13 protein-coding genes are annotated in these 19,663 nt (G+C 38.1%); 8 read left to right on the plus strand and 5 right to left on the minus strand.

What is annotated here, in order from left to right; translation table 11 throughout:
• Window positions 1-537 precede the first annotated feature (537 nt).
• From ACFVSW_RS23530 to arfA, 7 genes are all read left to right on the plus strand, one after another.
• Window positions 538-750 carry a hypothetical protein gene (locus tag ACFVSW_RS23530; protein WP_387319048.1) on the plus strand — a complete coding sequence of 71 codons (213 nt, stop codon included), beginning with the start codon at window positions 538-540 and terminating at the stop codon, window positions 748-750.
• A 4-nt stretch (window positions 751-754) separates the two neighbouring features.
• Window positions 755-6,328: a DUF5695 domain-containing protein gene (locus ACFVSW_RS23535; RefSeq protein ID WP_387319049.1), complete on the plus strand. Its 5,574-nt coding sequence runs from the start codon at window positions 755-757 to the stop codon at window positions 6,326-6,328.
• Between the two features lie 495 nt (window positions 6,329-6,823).
• Window positions 6,824-7,771 carry a carbohydrate ABC transporter permease gene (locus ACFVSW_RS23540; protein WP_387319050.1) on the plus strand — a complete coding sequence of 316 codons (948 nt, stop codon included), beginning with the start codon at window positions 6,824-6,826 and terminating at the stop codon, window positions 7,769-7,771.
• 2 nt (window positions 7,772-7,773) lie between these two features.
• Complete coding sequence (locus ACFVSW_RS23545) at window positions 7,774-8,604, plus strand: carbohydrate ABC transporter permease (RefSeq protein ID WP_387319051.1); 831 nt, start codon at window positions 7,774-7,776, stop codon at window positions 8,602-8,604.
• Window positions 8,605-8,628: 24 nt separating this feature from the next.
• Window positions 8,629-9,261, plus strand: a complete 633-nt coding sequence (locus ACFVSW_RS23550) for a YesL family protein (protein ID WP_387319052.1) — start codon at window positions 8,629-8,631, stop codon at window positions 9,259-9,261.
• 337 nt (window positions 9,262-9,598) lie between these two features.
• Window positions 9,599-10,921, plus strand: a complete 1,323-nt coding sequence (locus ACFVSW_RS23555) for an ABC transporter substrate-binding protein (RefSeq protein WP_387319053.1) — start codon at window positions 9,599-9,601, stop codon at window positions 10,919-10,921.
• Window positions 10,922-11,111: 190 nt separating this feature from the next.
• Window positions 11,112-12,608, plus strand: a complete 1,497-nt coding sequence (gene arfA / locus ACFVSW_RS23560; RefSeq protein ID WP_387319118.1) for an arabinosylfuranosidase ArfA — start codon at window positions 11,112-11,114, stop codon at window positions 12,606-12,608.
• 36 nt (window positions 12,609-12,644) lie between these two features.
• Here arfA and ACFVSW_RS23565 read toward each other — a convergent pair whose 3' ends face one another.
• Window positions 12,645-13,529: a helix-turn-helix transcriptional regulator gene (locus tag ACFVSW_RS23565; RefSeq protein ID WP_387319054.1), complete on the minus strand. Its 885-nt coding sequence runs from the start codon at window positions 13,527-13,529 to the stop codon at window positions 12,645-12,647.
• A 203-nt stretch (window positions 13,530-13,732) separates the two neighbouring features.
• On the opposite strand from ACFVSW_RS23565, the gene ACFVSW_RS23570 reads away from it, so the two are divergent.
• A complete protein-coding gene (locus tag ACFVSW_RS23570; protein WP_387319055.1) occupies window positions 13,733-15,694 on the plus strand; it encodes a glycoside hydrolase family 127 protein in 1,962 nt (653 codons plus the stop codon).
• Window positions 15,695-15,861: 167 nt separating this feature from the next.
• Here ACFVSW_RS23570 and ACFVSW_RS23575 read toward each other — a convergent pair whose 3' ends face one another.
• From ACFVSW_RS23575 to ACFVSW_RS23590, 4 genes are all read right to left on the minus strand, one after another.
• Window positions 15,862-16,155 carry a substrate-binding domain-containing protein gene (locus ACFVSW_RS23575; RefSeq protein WP_387319056.1) on the minus strand — a complete coding sequence of 98 codons (294 nt, stop codon included), beginning with the start codon at window positions 16,153-16,155 and terminating at the stop codon, window positions 15,862-15,864.
• An 896-nt stretch (window positions 16,156-17,051) separates the two neighbouring features.
• Window positions 17,052-17,246: a tyrosine-type recombinase/integrase gene (locus tag ACFVSW_RS23580; RefSeq protein ID WP_387319057.1), complete on the minus strand. Its 195-nt coding sequence runs from the start codon at window positions 17,244-17,246 to the stop codon at window positions 17,052-17,054.
• Window positions 17,247-17,250: 4 nt separating this feature from the next.
• The gene (locus ACFVSW_RS23585; protein ID WP_387319058.1) at window positions 17,251-18,183 is read right to left on the minus strand and encodes a response regulator; all 933 of its coding nucleotides are present in this window, start codon (window positions 18,181-18,183) and stop codon (window positions 17,251-17,253) included.
• 4 nt (window positions 18,184-18,187) lie between these two features.
• Window positions 18,188-19,477: an ATP-binding protein gene (locus tag ACFVSW_RS23590; RefSeq protein WP_387319059.1), complete on the minus strand. Its 1,290-nt coding sequence runs from the start codon at window positions 19,475-19,477 to the stop codon at window positions 18,188-18,190.
• Window positions 19,478-19,663 lie beyond the last annotated feature (186 nt).

Genomic DNA, 19,663 nt, shown 5'->3' on the forward strand with positions numbered 1-19,663 from the left:
ACGACTAAACGGCCTTAGCCCTATGGAATATAGAGCTAAAGCCGCTTAGATCATTTTTATTATTTCCACTGTCTACTTGACGGGGTGCAGTTCAAACCCGCTAGTTGTGCTTTTTCACACGCAAAATTTCCGATTGTCCGCTATAAGAACCTTCCCCCTATTTTTTGTGTGGAATTTTATAAACTTTCGTTCAAATAAGATATTTATCCGCTTATATGCCAGTGTTAGAATAGTTTGTAAACCCTGTGAATATTTGGTTCATTTTCTATTGCGTTATTGGAAAGTGGAAAACAGGGGAAGGGTTTTTAGGAGGTGATGCTATACATGAGGAGAGAACCAGTTCGTACTGTTGAAGGAATAACTCAAATTATACAATGGGAAAGGAATATTGAATAATGAAATCTAATAGCAATTCTAATAGCAATTCTAGAAGATGAAAGTCATTAAAACCTATGTCTATTAAACTTGACACTTTAATGCCCTATAAGGGGGGCGATCCAAAAAAATATTGAATGCTTTCTGGCTGGTTGAATTAGATTGTCATATTTAAAAATTAATGATGGCATAACGTTTTTGGGGTATAAATTTATAAGTTTAACCGGAAATATGGAAAGTAGTTGGATTGATCTGCAAAACGTAATTGAAAAATTTGTAAACGGGAGGATTTATGATGAAAATGTTCGCAAAAAAGCTGATGTCATTGACGCTCGCGTTGCTGTTGGTGTTCGAGGCGCTTCCCTTGGGGTTTAACGAATTGTCTTCGTCAGCTTTAGCTGCAGCAGCGGATGGTATCTCTAATACTAGCCTCTCTGCAAAAATCGGAGATTTAGGGCAGATTGAGGGATTGTATATCAATAATAACCCTCTAAACAGAAATAATAACCCTATCAATTTTGTTTTACCGAACAATACATCCCCACAAAACAACGTCCAGCATCAATGGATGGGCGAAATGATTTTTTCTTACCGTACTGGTGACAGCGCAGAATTCCCTGACGACAGAGTTGGCTTTGTAGAAGTCGATACAAACAAAACGCTGGCAGCTGGTGGATCAACAACCTATTCCAACATCAATCCTGCTAACCCTAATATTGAGAAAACGGCTTCAGTAGACGGTAAGAAAGTGGAAGTCAACTTTATCGGACAGAATTTGGACTCCACAGCCCAGCGAGTGATGAAAGGTTTTGACGTAAAATCGGTATTTAATATGGATACTGATGACGGTTCAATGCTATGGGAAATTACGATGAAAAACAAAAGCGGCAAGTATATGGAGTTCGGGGATATCGGCTTGCCGATGCCTTGGAATAACAAATACTTAAATGTATCAGATACGTATGATAACCGTGTTACTGTACATAACTTTGCCGGTGCCGACAGCGGGTATTCTTATGCGATCCGCACGAGCGGTGAAGGAAACTTTATGATGTTTACCCCAGTTCCGGAAAGTGGCGCGCGTATTGAGTATGTTGATTATTGGTTGGGAGATACGGGTGAACTTCGTAATGGAAGTTTGTACTCTAACTGGGTCGGTGATAGCGGCGGCTGGTTTCCAGGGCTGAATGTTCTATATATTCATTCCAAAGATATACAGAAAACGGGTCGCGGATATTTCAGTGATGCCTCCAGCCTAGTTTTAGCTCCGGATGAGGAAAAAACATATCAATTTAAATTTTCAGCTGTACGCGCTGGCGACAATACACCTCAAGAAAATGCACAAAGTCCAAATAACGCTTCAACTTCTATGGAAGACCGTGAGGCAAATCTTCGCTCCACCCTATATAAATCAGGGATGATTGATGCGGTAGCATTGCCTGGCTTCCAGACTGCGATCAATATGCCTGTTTTATTGGATCTACACTATGACGATAGCCTCATCGATTTGCAGTCAATAGAAATTCAATCTGTTCACGAGAATGACCCGTTTGACGAAGTGCATATCCCGGTTATTAGGCCAGGACAGACCAGAGCTAATATGGTCAACAATTCTCGTGCTGGCCGCGGACTTCCTGACGGGAACCCGGGATATACTGAATCTGTAGAGTTCGTAGAGACGAAAATCATAGATGGTGAACAGCATCATATTTACTCACTTCAATTTAACAATATCGGTAATAACAGCGTTCGAGTAAATTATAATCTGGTTGGTAATGAATCGGTGGATAAATTTACACAACTTGAATTCAATGTTCTGGCTGAGCTTGACGAAACAGTGCAAGCCCACTCTGAATTTATGGTTGAGAAAACGCAAGATAACAACCCGAATAGCCCTACCTTCGGCATCTACCGTGACTGGTATCTTACTACTGGGATGGATACGAACGATAACCATTGGGGAGATGACTGGAGCCACGATAATATCAATTTCATGACAATGAAAAACTATCTTGATCCAAATGCTGATGAAATTCGGTCAATTGAAAACTATTTGATCGACTTTATGTGGGAAACTTATATGAAAAATACGCAGAGTACTTTTACGGTTGCTAACTATCTTAGAGATTCGGGCGTATTTAAAGATGGAGACAAACCCTATACACGAACGTTTTCTGAAATAATGGAGGCTACTGGATTTTTCAATATGTATCGCATCCAAAAAGCATATCCTAATCTGATAGAGTACCGCGAATCACCAAAGTACTATTTGGAAAAAGCTTATGGCATATACTATAACCGTATTTCTAGCGGAACAACTGGATTCTATGGTGAACAGCAGATTCCGGATATGATTGAGGCGTTAAAAGAAGAAGGAATGCTGGATGAATACGAAAAACTGAAAGTAAAGTTTGCTAAAACGAAAGGAACGAACGTGACAAATGCTAAATACCCTTACGGGTCAGAATTTGAATATGATAATACAGGAGAGGAAGGTGCTTATTCTGCAGCTAAGGCATTGCGCACATACTACCCTGAAGACTCAAGGGCAGCCGCAGCCAAGAATAGTATGGGCATGGCTGACTTGAAGACTCGTGCCATGCGCGGCATCCAGCCTACTTGGTACTTTTATTCCGTGCCAGTATTCCGCGCTGGGGAAGGCTGGTGGAATTTCCAATATACTGCGTCTTTAGCAGGATATATTATGGATGACTGGCTCCGCTATCAAGATGACGGAAGATCTGCAGAACAGACAGCTATTGCACAGCAGCGTAACTTTGCTGCGAAGATTTCGAACTTCAATGCTATTAATATGGGGCAAATTTCAGCACAGTCTATAGGAGGAATCTCTTGGAGATATAACGCCCAGAAGGGTGGAACGGGGACTAAAAACGTTAATGATGGTGGTACCCGGGTGATGAACAACGGCTGGCAAGATTTCTCTGGTGAGTCGGAAGAAGGACTTTACGGCTCGCTACTTAGTATTAGTTCCGACATTATTACCGATCCAGTGTTTGGGCTTTTCGGATATGGAGCTTTGGTTACTGACAAAGGTGACAGCTACAATATTACGCCGAAGGACGGATTTGGTAAGCGGATTAACCTAATCGATGAAAAAATTAACTTGGTCTTGGAAAGCGATAAAGTTGAAAGTGCTCAGATTCAAAAAGATGGTAAGTTATTTAAATTAAAGATTTCTAATCCTGCTAAAAAAGAACATGCATCAAGGATTACTGTTGACGGAGCGGGAATAGAAAATGGCTATTATACAATCAAGCTAAATGATGAAGATACTGGTCAGTTCTACGTTCAGAACAATAAAGGTGTTGCTATGTTCCATATGAGTAGCGACCCAACGGCTGAATTGATCATTGAAAAATCAGATACTGGTGTAAATCAAGCTCCGCTAGTTATCGCAGAGATGGCGACACAAAATCCGCAAGCGCTAATTTCATTTATGTTAAATGGGATTGTGACTGATGACGGTGCACCGAATGGTAAGTTGACGTACCAATGGGAGGTTGTCAATACTCCAGAGGGCGGCAATCTTAGCTTTACTAATCCTAATTCAAGCATTACTAAAGCTCTCGCTTCAAAAGGAGGATCCTATACGGTTAGGCTCACTGCCAATGACGGGGAATTAAGTGGTACTTACGAACTGACGTTCGACTTAGCGGCCGGGCCAGAAAAACAATCTCCAACATTCGGCGAAGTAACTGCGATCCAGAATAATACAAATAACAGTATTATTGAATTAACGGGTGAGGCGATCCCAGATCCGCTGTACAGCGCAATATTTGAGCCCGAATTGTCGTATACATGGGCTGTCAAACAAAAGCCAGATGGTGAAGGGGATATTACTATTATCGATGGCGATAAAGCAACTGCATTTGCGAAAGTTAGCAAGGCAGGTACCTATGTGTTTACCTTTACAGCGGACGATGAAGGCAAGGTGGCAAGCAAAGATGTAACGCTTGTGATTGGGGAAGATACTGATGATACCTACCGAGCAATCAGTGTCGTGACACAGATGAAAACAGCTCCAGTACTTCCTGCACAAATGGATATTTTGTTTAAAGGGCAAAGTGTGATCGAATGGGATGAGATAAACCCAGACAGCTATGCAAACTCAGGTAGTTTCGAAGTTAAAGGTAAAGTTGTAGACAGCGATTTGAAAGTAAAAATTACTGTATATGTTGTGAAAGCACAACCTCAAAACAACGCGCTGATTGCAAGACCTTCTGCGAGTTACTCTGGTGGTGACGGATATCCCGAGGCGATGAATAACGGTGTCGATCCAAGAAGTTCATCGGATTTCTCCCCAACTAGAGGTGCTGCTAACAGTGCATGGCATAACTGGGGACGAGAAGGAGAACCAGCATGGGTCATGTACCAATGGGATGAGCCATTCCTTGCCTCTTCGATGGATGTATATGTTTTCCGGGACGGTGGAGGGAATTTCCAACCGAAGGATATGACGCTTTCGCTTCGTGATGAGAATGGAAAATGGTACACACCAAGAGAAGTAACAGGACTCGGAAATGCATTGAATAGATACAACACGACCACCTTTGAGCCTGCATATATTACAGGTGCTCGCATTGATATGAAACCTACTACTCTTGGCTCTGGTATTTTGGAATGGAAAGTATATGGATATACAGGGGCGGTAGACAAGTCGAAGTTGGCAGAGGTTATTAATTTTGCCAATTCATTAAAAGCTTCGAACTTCGTCGATCAAGGTCTTGCGCCGATTGAAGCTGCGAAGGCGAATGCTTCTGCTGTGATGAAAAATACGGCAGCTACAGAAGAGGAAGTTGCTCAGGCAATTGAAAAGCTGCTGGCAGATTTGCGGTTGCTGAGTCCGCGCGATAATAATATGGCGTTTGCAGCTAGTCTTTCAGCGAGCTACACTTCGTCTTGGGAAAGCCTTCCTGCAGTTAATGACGGGTTAAAAACGGCTACCAACAACCCACATTGGGGTTCGTGGGGCAATACAAGCTCTGAGGAATGGGTACAATATGATTGGCCGCAGGGTGCAACAATTGAAAGCTCCAATCTAATGCTGTGGACGGATAATGGCGGCATAGAAGCGCCTACGAAGTACACGTATTCATACATTCCGATGAATAGCGATACGAATGAATGGGTAACGGCAGGGACGATCACATCAGGCATCATAGCTCTTACTACTCCTATTGGTTCCTCAAATGTATATGAATTTGACTCGGCTCTGGAAGTTAAATCACTGCGTGTGACGATGACAAAGAAAGCCCGGAATGGTAATGGCGTTGGCTTATGGGAATGGGAAGTTTTCCAACCGAAGCCTAAACTGGATCAAGCGGCGCCAGATCCTAGCGAATGGACAATTACGAACGCTAATTCGAATACTAATGGAAAAGGGAAGATAGAAGGCGTAAACGATACGATGGAATATCGGAAGCTGGGTGATGAGAATTATACGCCTGTAATCGGCACAAGCATTGATAATCTTGAGCCTGGCAGCTATCAAATTCGGTACGTAGCGACAGATAAGTTAAATGCAAGCGAGCCGGTAACTGTGGAGATTGAGTTAATAAGTGTAGTGCATCCTTTATCACTCGTATTGGATAAGACGGAGCTATGGCCTGCCAATAATCAAATGGTTCCAATTCACGCAACGTTGAATTATGGTGGAAATCCGAATGATATTAGTGAAATATCGTTGACTTCGATTACAAGTAATGAACCGGCAGCTGATGATATTAGCGTTGTCGAGTTTGGCAAGGATGTGTATGATTTCAATCTGCGTGCCTCAAGATTAGGGAATGGAACCGGAAGAATATATACAATAGTATATACAGTTACATTTACTTCTGGTGAAGTTGCAACAGTAGAAGGAACTGTGACCGTTCCGCATAATCGGGGCAATAAACAAGTAATAAAGAATAAGGTGAACCAACTAATAAAGTAAACCAACTAGCAAAGAGCACAATCTCCTCCGTTTTAGCCGAGGTGGATTGTGCTCTTTTATTAACACTTCTGTTGCTTTATGTAAAGAGAAAAGGAACTATTTAATTTTATTCAGCGGAATTTATCATCTACTTCTGTAAATGGGGGATAAGTTGAATTTTAGGGCCTGCCCCATAACGTACTAATGTTTCACTGTACGGGGGGACAGGCCCTATGATGTTTGGTCATATTAAATTTAATTTGTGTGGAATTTTACAAATTTTCGTTCAAATTTGATATTTATGTGCTTTCATTATGATGCTAGAATAATCTTATAGTTACTGTAATTTCTGGTTGACTATAGATTTAATGGAAGAGGCAGGAAGTTATAAGAAATAGTTTGAGAAATTGAAGCCACTTCAGGAAAGACCAAGCTGATGGTGGGATATAGAAAAGGTTAAACTTTTATAACTTTTATTCAAAATAAACATCAAATGTTTAGAAAGGAGCAATACCTATGAAGCCTGAGATCGGCAAACCAACAAAAGGTATATATTATTCTACAAATTTATTTACCAAAGCAAAAAATGTGCTGAATTCCCAAAATGTCGTACCTTATATTTTCGTTCTTCCTTTTCTATTATCATTTGTATTTATCTACCTTTACCCCTTGATTAAGGGATTTATTATGTCCTTCCAAAGTATTTTACCGGGAGAGGTGGAATTTATAGGATTAAATAATTATAAGAAGATATTTAATGGCGATTTTTATAAGGCATTAACTAATTCTACCATTTATACAATTTTAACCGTATTGATTTTAGTAGTGTTGCCGATAATAATGGCCATTTTCTTAAACTCTTCACTAGTTAAATTTAAGACCTTTTTCCGTGCTGCGTTATTTGTACCTGCACTTACTTCTACAATTGTTGCTGGCGTTATTTTCCGACTTATGTTTGGGGAAACAGATACAGCAGTTGCAAACCAAATCCTTAACTGGATAGGTTTAGAATCAGTAGATTGGAAATTTAATGCATGGTCTGGTATGGCCTTAATGGTATTGCTCTGTTCGTGGCGTTGGATGGGTGTAAATACTATGTATTTTCTGGCGGGATTACAGAATATACCCAAGGAATTGTATGAAGCAGTGGAAATGGACGGAGCGAATTCATTTCAAAAACTATGGTATATCACGTTACCCTCCTTGAAACCGATATCAATATTTGTTATCACAATATCCATCATTAGTGGCTTTAGGATGTTTGAGGAAAGCTTCGTTTTCTGGGAGTCGGGATCCCCTGGAAACATTGGTCTGACAATAGTCGGTTACATTTACCAGGAGGGAATTAGACAAAATGATTTGGGCTTTGGTTCAGCAATAGGTATCGTTCTGCTGCTTATTATATTTTTAGTAAGCGTTTTCCAATTAGTAGTAACTGGTGCATTTAAAAAGGAGGGTGAATAGGGATGAATAGGAAAGTTATTTTCTTGATTACTAATATAGCATTTTTTATTGTCTCTTTAGTGGCGCTTTTTCCAATTATCATTCTGCTGATTTCATCCTTTAGACCTTCATCGGATTTAATGCGCAATGGTATTAGTTTAACTTTCGATTTGGACTTACTAACCGCGGCAAACTATACCTACATTTTTACCCAAGCACAGAATTATTGGGTATGGTATGGTAACAGTTTAATTATCACCCTGGTAACAATTGTTCTATCATTGATTTTTTCGTCAATGGTGGGGTATTCATTAGCGCTATATGATTTTAAGGGTAAAAACTTTTTTTTCATCTTAGTATTACTAATTTTAATGATTCCTTTTGAAATCTTAATGTTACCTCTTTATGACTTAATGATTACAACAAAATTGATAAATACATATACATCTATCGTTCTGCCTATGTTAGTTGCCGCGCCAGCTGTGTTTTTCTTTAGGCAATATGCTTTGGGGCTTCCGAAAGAGCTAATGGATGCAGCTAGAATTGATGGGTCAAGTGAATATGGAATTTTCTTTAAAATCATGTTGCCTTTAATGACACCCTCGTTAGCGGCGATGGCAATCCTGCAGGGGTTGAGCAGTTGGAATAACTTTTTGTGGCCATTGGTTACATTAAGAACCAGTGATATGTTTACACTACCGGTTGGTATTGCTACTTTACTCACACCTTATGGTAATAACTATGACATATTAATAGCAGGTTCCATGATGACAATTGTACCGGTTGTAACCCTTTTCATTATTTTTCAACGTTATTTTATTGAAGGTTTAACGGTTGGAGGAGTTAAAGGGTAATAGGCTTCTAGGAGTGAAATTTGTGTGGACGGTAAGCAGATAATTAGCATAATAGATTATTTATTTCAATGGATAACACGTTTTGCTGTTCTTAATGGGTTATGGGTTCTATTTTCCTTGATAGGCTTTCTTGTAGGTGGGATTTTTCCATCTACAGTTGCAACCCTTAGTGTCGCACGTAAATGGATTATGAATGATACTGATTTTAAGGTTTGGGATTTTTTTAAAGAATCCTACAAGAAAGAATTTGTTACTTCGAATATATTGGGTTGGATACTACTAGCTATTGGTCTTATTTTTTATATTAATTACCAGGCAATCTTAGGGTTGACACTTACCAGCAACACCCTATACCAAATAATGTTAATAACATTTTTACTTCTATTATTCTTTTATGTGATTGTTATAATTTGGGCATTTCCGCTGATTGCCCATTACGATACAAGCGTTATCAATATCATCAAAAGTGCATTAATAATTGGACTTTCAAAGATTCACTTTACAGTAGCTATTGGTTTGTACCTATTTACAGTTATGTACCTATCGTTCGCTTTTCCCGGAGCTATACTTTTTTTCACCTTTAGCGCAGCATCATATGGGTGTATGTGGTTATCCCTAAGGGTATTTTCAAAAGTAAAAAATATTCAACATTCTTAAGTAGGAAATTGGTAGTTTATAAAGGTAATAAGTATGTTATCCCATAATATCCAACAAGCAATTATTGGAGGTGATGCAAAAAAGGAACTAAAAAAATAGCCAAAATAGTAATTGGGGGTATATGGGCAGTGAAAACACATAGCTGGCACAACCAAGGAAATTGAACCTATGTGTTTCAAATTACTACATGTACAGTAGAGAAAAAATCAGTAAGGGATGGATTTAAAGCTGTTTTACACTCCTTTAAATCAATATGTAATTGCCTCAAGAAGTAAGCGCTCTATAAAAGATTGACATTTTAATTAGTTAAATTTAAAAAATAGGGAGTTGATTTTTGATGAAAAAAGTTTTTCTGCCATTTTTCTCAATAGTAACATTAATATTTCTTTTAGTTGCCTGTAATGGCGGGGAACCCACTACAGGAAAGTCAAGTAGTGATAAGGGAGCGGATAAAGGCAAGTCAACAGAAATCTCCTTTTGGACATTTGTTGAAGCCCATAAGAAATTTTATGACGACGCTTTAGAAAGATGGAATAAGGAGAATCCTGATCGTCAAATCACTTTAAAATCTGAGGTTTACCCTTATGACCAAATGCATAATAATTTGCTAATGGCACTTCAATCAGGTTCAGGTGCCCCAGACATGGTTGATATTGAGGTCAGTCGTTTTCCTAACTATCTAAAAGGTAAACCACAATTGGAACCAATGAATGAATATGTTGATCCAGTAATAGATAAGTTTGTTAAATCAAGATTTGAGATTTATTCAAAAGATGGTAAGTATTACGGAATGCCTACTCATGTCGGTGCCGTAGTCATGTATTATAACACTGAAATCATGAAGCAAGCGGGCGTAGATATTGATTCTATTAAAACTTGGGATGATTATATCGAGGCGGGTAAAAAAGTTGTAGAGAATACAGATGCTGTAATGACTACAGTTGATACGGGTCATGATATGCAATTCTGGTCCTTAACATCCCAACAGGGTGGAGATTTCATTAATGATGATGGCGAAGTTGTTATCGGAAATGAAGAATCAGTTAAAGCATTGACTCTATTAAGTGATATGGTACACAAGCACAAAATTGCTGTATTAACTCCTGGAGGTGCTCCAGACGCTTCTGAAGAATATTTTGGGTTCATGAATAATGGCGGGGCGGCATCACTTGTAATGCCAATGTGGTATATGAACAGATTCACAGACAACATGCCAGATTTAAAAGGCAAGATTGCTATCCGCCCACTACCAGCTTGGAAAGATGGTGGAGACCGTTCGGCAAATATGGGAGGAACAGGTACTGTTATAACAAATCAAGCTAAAGATAAGGAGCTTGCTAAAGAATTCTTAGCTTTTGCCAAACTTTCGAAAGAAGGAAATATCCAATTGTGGAAACAACTTGGTTTTGATCCCCCAAGATGGGATGTCTGGGATAGTGAAGAAATTAAAGAAGATAATGTGTACTATCAATATTTTGGAACTGACATCTTTGACAACTTGTTAGAAATTAAGGACGAGATTAATCCGGTTCATATAACTGAAACAAGTCCAAAAATTAATATTGAAATTACAACAAATACACTAAATAATGTCCTGCGCCAGCAGTCAAAAACTCCAAAAGAGGGATTAGAGGATGTAAAAAAAGCTGTAACTAGATAGTTAGATTTGGTTATGTAATGGGCGCAAGGATCCCTGAGGGTTCAGAAAGTGCAAAATGGTTCTGATACGCTATTAGGGGTCCTTCTTTTATACTCTTTTACCAAAAAGTACATACGCTATCTGGTTGTTTATATCGAAAATAATAATAGAGGGGTTGGCAAAGGTGGCAAAAAAAGTGGAACAGGCACAAATGGTAATCGACAAAAGTTATGTTATTTCAGAAATAGACCCTAGAATCTATGGCTCATTTATTGAGCATTTGGGCAGAGCTGTTTATGGTGGAATATATGAAGTGAATCATCCAACAGCAAATGAAAATGGTTTCCGTCAAGATGTTCTAGATTTAGTAAAAGAATTAAATGTACCAATCATTCGCTACCCTGGCGGAAATATGGTTTCCGCCTATAATTGGGAGGATGGGGTTGGTCCTAAGGAAGAGCGCCCTCGTAGATTAGAACTGGCTTGGCGTGTAACTGAAACAAACGAGTTAGGTACAAATGAATTTGTCGAATGGGCAAAAGCCGCGAATGCTGATGTTATGATGGCTGTCAATTTAGGAACTAGAGGGATTGATGCAGCACGAAATCTTGTGGAATATTGCAATCACCCAAGCGGTACATATTGGAGCGACTTGCGTCGTAAGCATGGTTATAAAGACCCCCATAAAATAAAAACATGGTGCTTGGGAAATGAAATGGATGGGCCTTGGCAAATTGGACAAAAAACAGCAAATGAATATGGTAGACTAGCAGCCGAAGCTGGAAAAGCAATGAAACTAGTGGATCCTGAAATTGAGTTAGTAAGCTGTGGAAGTTCTTATTCCGCTATGCCTACATTCCCCGAGTGGGAAGCAACAACAATTGACCACACATATGATGTAGCTGATTATATTTCACTTCACCAGTACTATGGTAACCATGAGAATGATACGGCTAATTATTTGGCTAAAACACTAGATATGGAAAAGTTTATTAAAACGGTTATTGCAACAGTTGATTATGTTAAAGCTAAAAGGCGTAGTAAGAAAACAATGTACTTGAGCTTTGACGAGTGGAACGTTTGGTTCCATTCCAATGAACAGGATAAAGCAATCCAGCCCTGGTCAATTTCACCAAATCTGTTAGAGGACATTTATACATTTGAAGATGCCCTTCTAGTGGGAAGCATGCTAAACACCCTTCTTAAACACTCTGATCGTGTTAAAATTGCTTGTATGGCACAACTTGTTAATGTTATTGCGCCAATTATGACAGAAACAGGCGGCGGTATTTGGAAACAAACAATCTTCTATCCATTCTACTATACATCTCGTTTCGGCAGAGGGTTAGCATTACACTCTATTGTACAATCGGAAAAATATGATAGTAAGGAGTTTACAGATGTGCCATATTTAGACAGCTCCGTTATTTATAATGAGGAAAGAGATGAGCTTGTTATATTCGCTGTCAATAGACATTTAGAGAATGGTATGGAGATTAAATCTGATATTCGTTCCTTTGAGGAATTCGAAGTTGTAGAGCATGTTGTTCTAGAACATGATGATCCGAAGGCCAGAAATTCAATATCAAGTGAACAGGTTAAACCCCATTCTAACGGTCTTTCTTCAGTTGATAATGGCTATCTAACGAGTACACTTCCAAAATTATCATGGAATATGATTCGTTTAGCGAAGATATCAAATAATTAATTTTTAAACCCCTCCGTTTTAGGGAGGGGGTTGATTTTATGGCTGAATGTTACCGTTTTTCCTGTATTGCTTTCGATAATTGGCCGGAGAAACGCCATATTTAGATTTAAAGCATTGCGAAAAATAACTTAGGCCAGAGAAGCCTATTTCTTCAGAAATTTGGTGTAGAGGCCAGTCGGTTTTCAGTATTAGGAGCCTACCTTGTTCTATCCGATAGTTGGCTAAATACTCTAGGGGTGTGCAATCAAATACCTGCTTCATGCATCTTGCCAAATAGTTTTCATGTACAAAAAAATGTGAGGCCAAGCTTTTATTAGTAATGGTTTCTTTATAGTTTTGTTTTAGATAAATTTCGACCTTTTCAGCTAGTTTCACTGTACTGCTTTGATAGTTTTGGGTGTATTCAAGACTCTGAAGTATCTGCATAAAAATTTGCTGGGTTTCCCAAAGCGCAAGCGATCTAGTTTTAACAGTTGACTCTAATAATAAATCTAATCGATTGAACAACTCGTTCGGATTAACCAAATGTTGATACTTTGGTAAGTGAAGCGTGTTGTTTTCTGAGTAATAGTGTAAAGTCGGAACGGGGTGATCGGGGTCTAAGGGTTTTATCCCCTCTTGAATACACCATTTTTCTTTTGTCTGAAAGTGAAACCAGTAGAATTCAGCATCTTCTGTACATGGTTCAATTGGAAAATGATGTTTATTTGGTTCTAGGATAAGGACATCCCCCCGTGTCAGCCTCCATTTCAGTCCTTCTTCGCCTAAAAAAAGACCTCCTTCCTTTATAGCAATGACATCAAAATAGCCCAAGTTATAGCGGTTTGGGTGCCACTGCCCTTTTTTGTATACTGTGAGATTCCCCTCTATGAAATAAGGGAATGGAGGTGCTAGAAAAGATAATCTGGTAGTTTCATTCATATCAACCTCAGTCCTTTTAGTGTGAAATTTTATAAATTCTCGTTAGAAATCGATATTTATCTGCTTTCACCAAGGTGCTAAAATAACATTATAATCGTTATAGAACATGGATTAAACCTAATGATATCGTTTTTTTTTGTAGATTAAAAGGGTTATTGAAAAAATAGGTATTATATTTTTTAGGGGAAAGGATGAAGTGAAATATGACAAATATGCCAACGATAAATGTCACAAATCAAGTTAAACAAGTGGTAGTTGAAGACCGGTTTTGGAAAAAATATAAAATGATCGTCGCTACCAAGGTTATCCCGTATCAGTGGAAAGCATTAAATAATGAACTGCCAGATACAGAACCAAGTAATGCCATCGAAAATTTCCGCATTGCTGCAAATGAGTCAAGTGGTAAGTACTATGGAACGGTTTTCCAGGACAGTGATGTAGCTAAATGGTTAGAAACTGTAGCCTATAGTTTACGAGATTTTCCTAACAGTAATTTGGAAGAAAAAGCTGATGAGGTAATCGCATTGTTAGGAAGGGCTCAAGCAGAAGATGGATATTTAAACACCTACTATTTGTTAAAAGAGCCAAATAATCGGTGGACTAATTTACGGGATAACCATGAATTATATTGTGCCGGTCATTTTATCGAGGCAGCTGTCGCTTATTTTGAAACAACAGGAAAAAGTGAATTTCTGAACATCGTTGAAAAGTATGTAGACTTAATTGATTCGGTATTTGGAACAGAGGAAGGCAAAATTAATGGTTATCCAGGCCACGAAGAAATTGAGTTGGCGTTAGTGAAGCTTTATGATGTAACAGCTAATCAGAAATATTTAAGGCTCGCACAGTTTTTTATTGAACAACGCGGGCAACTACCGAATTATTTCACGAAGGAGGCCGAAAAAAGGGCGTCAATTGATACAGCACCAACTTGGAATGATGAAGAAAATGTTAACTTTGGTTTGGGGCATGAGTACCAACAAGCTCATTTACCAGTAAGACAACAAAAAGAAGCTGTTGGTCATGCAGTCAGGGCTATGTATCTGTATGTTGCAATGGCGGATATTGCCGCTAAAAGCGGTGATATGTCATTAAAAGAAACTTGTGAATTTCTATGGGATGATGTCATCAATTCCAAAATGTATATTACAGCCGGGATTGGGTCTTCGGTTAATGGGGAGGCTTTCACAAGTAAATATGATCTACCTAATGATAGTATGTATTGTGAAACATGTGCTTCAGTTGGTTTGGCGTTTTGGGCAAACCGGATGCTTCGTCTGGACCCAAACCGAAAATATGCCGATGTGCTTGAACGTGCAATTTACAATGGGATATTGAGCGGCATGGATCTGGATGGTAATCGATTTTTCTATGTGAATCCTTTAGAGGTTAATTCATTCCAAAAAAGTAGAAAAGATCAAGAACATGTAAAGACAGAACGTCAAAAATGGTTTTTCTGTGCGTGCTGCCCACCGAATTTATCGCGAATGATTGCATCAGTTGAGGACAATGTTTATACACAAACAGACGATACACTGTTTACTCACCTATATATTGCTGGTAAGGTTAATACTGTATTGTCAGGCCAACAAGTTGAACTAATTCAATCCCATAACTTCCCATGGGAAGGGGATATTAATGTAACAGTGAATGTAGAAGGACCGGTACAGTTTAAATTAGCGCTAAGAATTCCGGGCTGGTGTCATAACGTTTCGGCAAAAGTGAATGGGGATACGGTGTCAGTCGAAGATTTGGAAAAAGGTTATTTAGTTTTAGACAGGGTATGGAATACTGGTGATACCGCAACACTTGAATTAGATATGCCAATTATGAGAGTAAGAAGTAATCCGCTTGTTTCGATGAACCAAGGTCAAGTGGCACTACAACGCGGTCCAATAGTATATTGTGTTGAAGAAGTGGATAATGGAATGAATTTGGCAGCAATTCGTCTCCCAAAGGAGAGTAAAATCATAAGCAGATTTGAACCAGATCTGTTAAATGGAGTTGTTACCTTAACTGCTGAAGGATATCAAATGGAAAGCGTGGATTGGCTTTACTGCACTGAGCATACGAAGTTAACCCCACACAACATAAAAGCAATTCCCTATTACGCTTGGTGTAATCGAGAAAAAGGGGAAATGCGAGTCTGGATTTATGAAATGTAAAGAACCCCACAGGGACGTTTCTTTTGGCGGCAGTTCAGTGACCATGCCTAACTAATGAATGGTTATGATTGAACCCATTGACCGCGCATGAGGCGGAAGTTGTTGAAAAACACCTCGTTCATATGACGAGGTGTTCTTTGGTGTGAAGTAGCATTGGTTACAGTTGTTCACTCGGTTTCGGCATGTTCCTTTATTATCGGTGAGGTTGAAAGTTCCTCCTTAACCGGTAAAGTTGAGTTCCGGATAATGAGTTTTGGTTCAAAAACGATTGATTTTGGCAAGTCATTCGCCGCGTTTTTATTTTCGACAGCAGCAATTATCCACTTGGCAGCCTCTATTCCCATCTTCATTTTGGGGTGGGAAACGGAGGTCAGCTGTACTTCGGTTGCTTCTGTCAAATTGGAATCATCATAACCGACAATCGAAATATCCTCAGGAATCTTTAATTGTAATTCGCGCAAAACGTTAGAATAATTATCGCAAGTTGGTCATTATAGCATACGATTCCAGTTGGCATAGCGTCCGACGATATCAGGAGTTTTCTGACCTTCTCTAATAGGCCTAATATCAGCGTAGCTGCTATGAACCGCAATAAGAAATCGGATTCATATTAAACTCTTGATTTCATTAGGTTATCTAATTCAATGTAACAAAATCAATCTATTTAGTTACAACTTACTCCTGTATAAATTGGCTACCAAATACCTAAAAGACTATGAGAAGGAGAATGGTTAAGCGGTAATTGAGCTAGTTAAGTGTTGATACAAATATCTTAACTAAGAAAGTTGGTTTTGCGCCTACTGTTTTGTAGAGTTGGTGATAGTACTAACTTTTTTTGATTTAGAACGGTGTGAGAAGTTTGACAATCCCAAGTAACAGATACTAGTATGAAACTGTATAGGACGAACGAAAGCTGTAGCGAAAATTAGCCTAAAACTGTGTTAGCCGTTAATTGAACGTTGATGTTACCCTGATTAGACTTATTTAATTAACGGAGAAAAGGACGCACAGTCTTAAAAAAACTGCCTGAGACCTGCGTGCCAGGGTCTGGTGGGTTCGATTCCCACGCAGTCCCGCCAATTTTGATGCTAATAATACATATTTAACCGCACGGTGAATTTTTTACCCGTGCGGTTTTTATCATTTAAATGAATAAATTTGCTCTTTGGCTTGTTGAACTTTTATGTGGAACAAGTTTTCCGGGAAGTGATAGACAACTGATAATTATTCAGATGACGCTATGATATTTCCTTTAGAGTTGCAAAAAACCAAAATGATGGTTAAATGTATCGCCGAAGATTTTTTTGATGATCATGTTCAACTTTGAGCGACTGAATTAACTTTTTTAGATCCTTGGTTAATCTTTCTCCACTTGGTTTTTCGTTTTTTGGGATTTGATTAAAGAATTATTTTCCATTTGCCGGATATAAAACTTTTCATCTTTAATATCAACGTTTTCCCAAGTCAAACCTATTAATTCACTTTTCCTCATACCAGTTTGGGCGGCTGCATAATTGGAAAATATACCGGCGTTTTTTCCTATACCCATCATATAGCTAATTTGACTTAGCCGAAGTTAACCGCTGTGTTTCAAAATATAGAACCTGAATAAACTTTTTAGTATTAATTCGGATTTGTGAAGTTGGTAGTGATTTCCCTTTCTTAATTTCACGCATCCTTTCTTGTACTATAGCGAAGTCAAAAAACTTAGGGGCATAATTTTCGAATAATGGATTTGTAAAATCGTTTAATCCAAGTGATGCCAAGCAGTTCAATGATTGATAAATAGCCCTTCTAGTACGTTGTTTTGAAGCCTTTATATCTCGGTTTAATTCTTCTGGTTGGGGCGATGACTTATGTTTTCCTTGCGCTACTTTTAAAAAAATATCCTTAAGGTGGGGAAAACCATCTTTAAATGTTTTTCCTCTTTCATACTGTTGAAGGTAATCTAAAACATCTAATAGATCCTGATATCCACTTTCACCGACAATTCCTAATTCCGATAAAAGATGTTGGGCAAATGAAGTAAAATATTGTGCTGGAAAATTATTTTTTTTAAGTGCAGTATTATCCGGAAGTACATTACGCGCTAATTGATGAATATTATGTAAGGATTCTTCTAAATAAATGCGGTCGATAACCTTTTTAATCACCGATAACACTTCTATTTTATTGATTGGTTTAGTTATGTAGTATTCAACACCGTATGAATAAGCCTCTGCAATCAATTCTTTTGACTCTATTTGGGAAATCATAACAGTTTTTCCCTCAAATATGGGTTTGATATCATTAATGGTTTCAATGCCATCCTTAATGGGCATTAAGAAATCAATCAGTAAAATACGTACCTTTTTTAGGGTGAAAAGGTGTTCATCTATCATGGAGCCATCCCTTGCCTCACCCACTACCACCCCAAGATCCTCGTCCTCTATAATTCCAGCCAACATAGCGCGTGTTGCATCATCATCATCAACTATATAAAATAACATGGTATCAACCTCTCAAAGTTAATTTACAGATTGGTAATCGTATTTTATGGTAGGATCCACTTAGTTTCCCCACCTCACTTTGCAAGATAATTTCACCCTCAAGCTTTTCAACCAATTCCCTTACATAAGTGAGTCCAATTCCTGTGGATGATCTGCCGCTGCTATCATATTTAGTGGTAAACCCGGGTTTAAAAACTAAGTGTATTAGATTTTGTGCAATACCGGGGCCATTATCCCTGATTTGAAATTCCACAATATCATGATCCCTGCGTACATTTATAGTTATTATTCCATCCTTCTTAATAGCCTCTATCGCATTTCCAACTATATTATTCATAATGGAAAGAACCTTATATATATGATAATTAGGATGTTTTCCTTGAATATCCAATAAAATTTCAATATCTTTTCCTAATAAATTTGCATACTTCCAATTAGATTTCACAGCTATATTTAATAATTCATTTACCTCCATATACTCTGAAAAATCTTTATCGGCTATAAGTCTTGAAAGTCCCGAAAGGATCCTTTGATTATCTTTTTTAATATCATGTGTTTGGCCGGCAATCTTAAGTGCTGTTTGGGATAAACCTTCTTTTGCATCCTTTTTGTTCTCAATATTCTTTAATGAGCGATATAAGTTATAGGCGTCTCTTGTGGTATTTTCACTATTTATTAAAGTTTTGCGTAAATTAATTGCCTCTTCGTATAAATTTGTGATGACCGTAATTTGGTGTTCATTTTGTTTTTGCATTTCTTCTATCCTTAGCCGTGTTTCATAAAGTATATATAAATTAAAAATACCTATAGTAAAAAAGCTGCGGAAAATAGCAATAACACTAATCTTGCGTATATCATCACGGGTTACAACGGAATCAAACGCAACATATTGAGATGTTAACTCTGCTGAACTTGCCAAAATATCAAATATAATCCCTAGAAAACCTATTAAAATTGATTGGTAAATATAACGATTGGCCTTTGCAAAGTAAAAAAGACCACCAAAGGTGAAATAGTAGAAAAATGTCGGGTAACGATGTTGAAAAGAGTATGTGAAATCATGATGAAGCAGGTCTAACAAAATACGAAATGCTACAACGGATATTCCTACTACAGTACCCGATAGAATAGCGGGGTATTTTCGTAATAATATTAGAAAAAAGAAAAATGTTGGCATACCAAAGCTTATACGAAAGGAGTCGTTAAAAGGGTAAAAGTTTAATTCACCTGCCAATGGGACTGCAATTAACATATATATATAAATGTGTAAATTTTTTTTAGCAGGGGGACTCAATGTTGTTTAATACCTCCCTCTATAAATGTTGATTTATCAACGATTTAAGCCGTTGGTGGGGTGTGAAAAAATATTTCTAAATATTTTGTGTTTCTTTTTGTTTGTTATTGTAGTTTTAACTTTATGATATAACAGAAATCATAGAATTGTAAGTATATTTAAAATATTACAACTTTTGGAGGTGTT

Origin of the sequence: Neobacillus sp. NPDC058068 (assembly GCF_042885335.1) — a bacterium.
Taxonomy (GTDB): domain Bacteria; phylum Bacillota; class Bacilli; order Bacillales; family Cytobacillaceae; genus Neobacillus.

What these genes read in the sequence shown, in the direction of transcription:
- ACFVSW_RS23555 (WP_387319053.1), top strand. Translation starts at nt 9,599, where the DNA reads ATGAAAAAAGTTTTTCTGCCATTTTTCTCAATAGTAACATTAATATTT.
- ACFVSW_RS23585 (WP_387319058.1), bottom strand. Translation starts at nt 18,183, where the DNA reads ATGTTATTTTATATAGTTGATGATGATGATGCAACACGCGCTATGTTG.
- arfA (WP_387319118.1), top strand. Translation starts at nt 11,112, where the DNA reads ATGGTAATCGACAAAAGTTATGTTATTTCAGAAATAGACCCTAGAATC.
- ACFVSW_RS23580 (WP_387319057.1), bottom strand. Translation starts at nt 17,246, where the DNA reads ATGATGGGTATAGGAAAAAACGCCGGTATATTTTCCAATTATGCAGCC.
- ACFVSW_RS23565 (WP_387319054.1), bottom strand. Translation starts at nt 13,529, where the DNA reads ATGAATGAAACTACCAGATTATCTTTTCTAGCACCTCCATTCCCTTAT.
- ACFVSW_RS23570 (WP_387319055.1), top strand. Translation starts at nt 13,733, where the DNA reads ATGACAAATATGCCAACGATAAATGTCACAAATCAAGTTAAACAAGTG.
- ACFVSW_RS23540 (WP_387319050.1), top strand. Translation starts at nt 6,824, where the DNA reads ATGAAGCCTGAGATCGGCAAACCAACAAAAGGTATATATTATTCTACA.
- ACFVSW_RS23545 (WP_387319051.1), top strand. Translation starts at nt 7,774, where the DNA reads ATGAATAGGAAAGTTATTTTCTTGATTACTAATATAGCATTTTTTATT.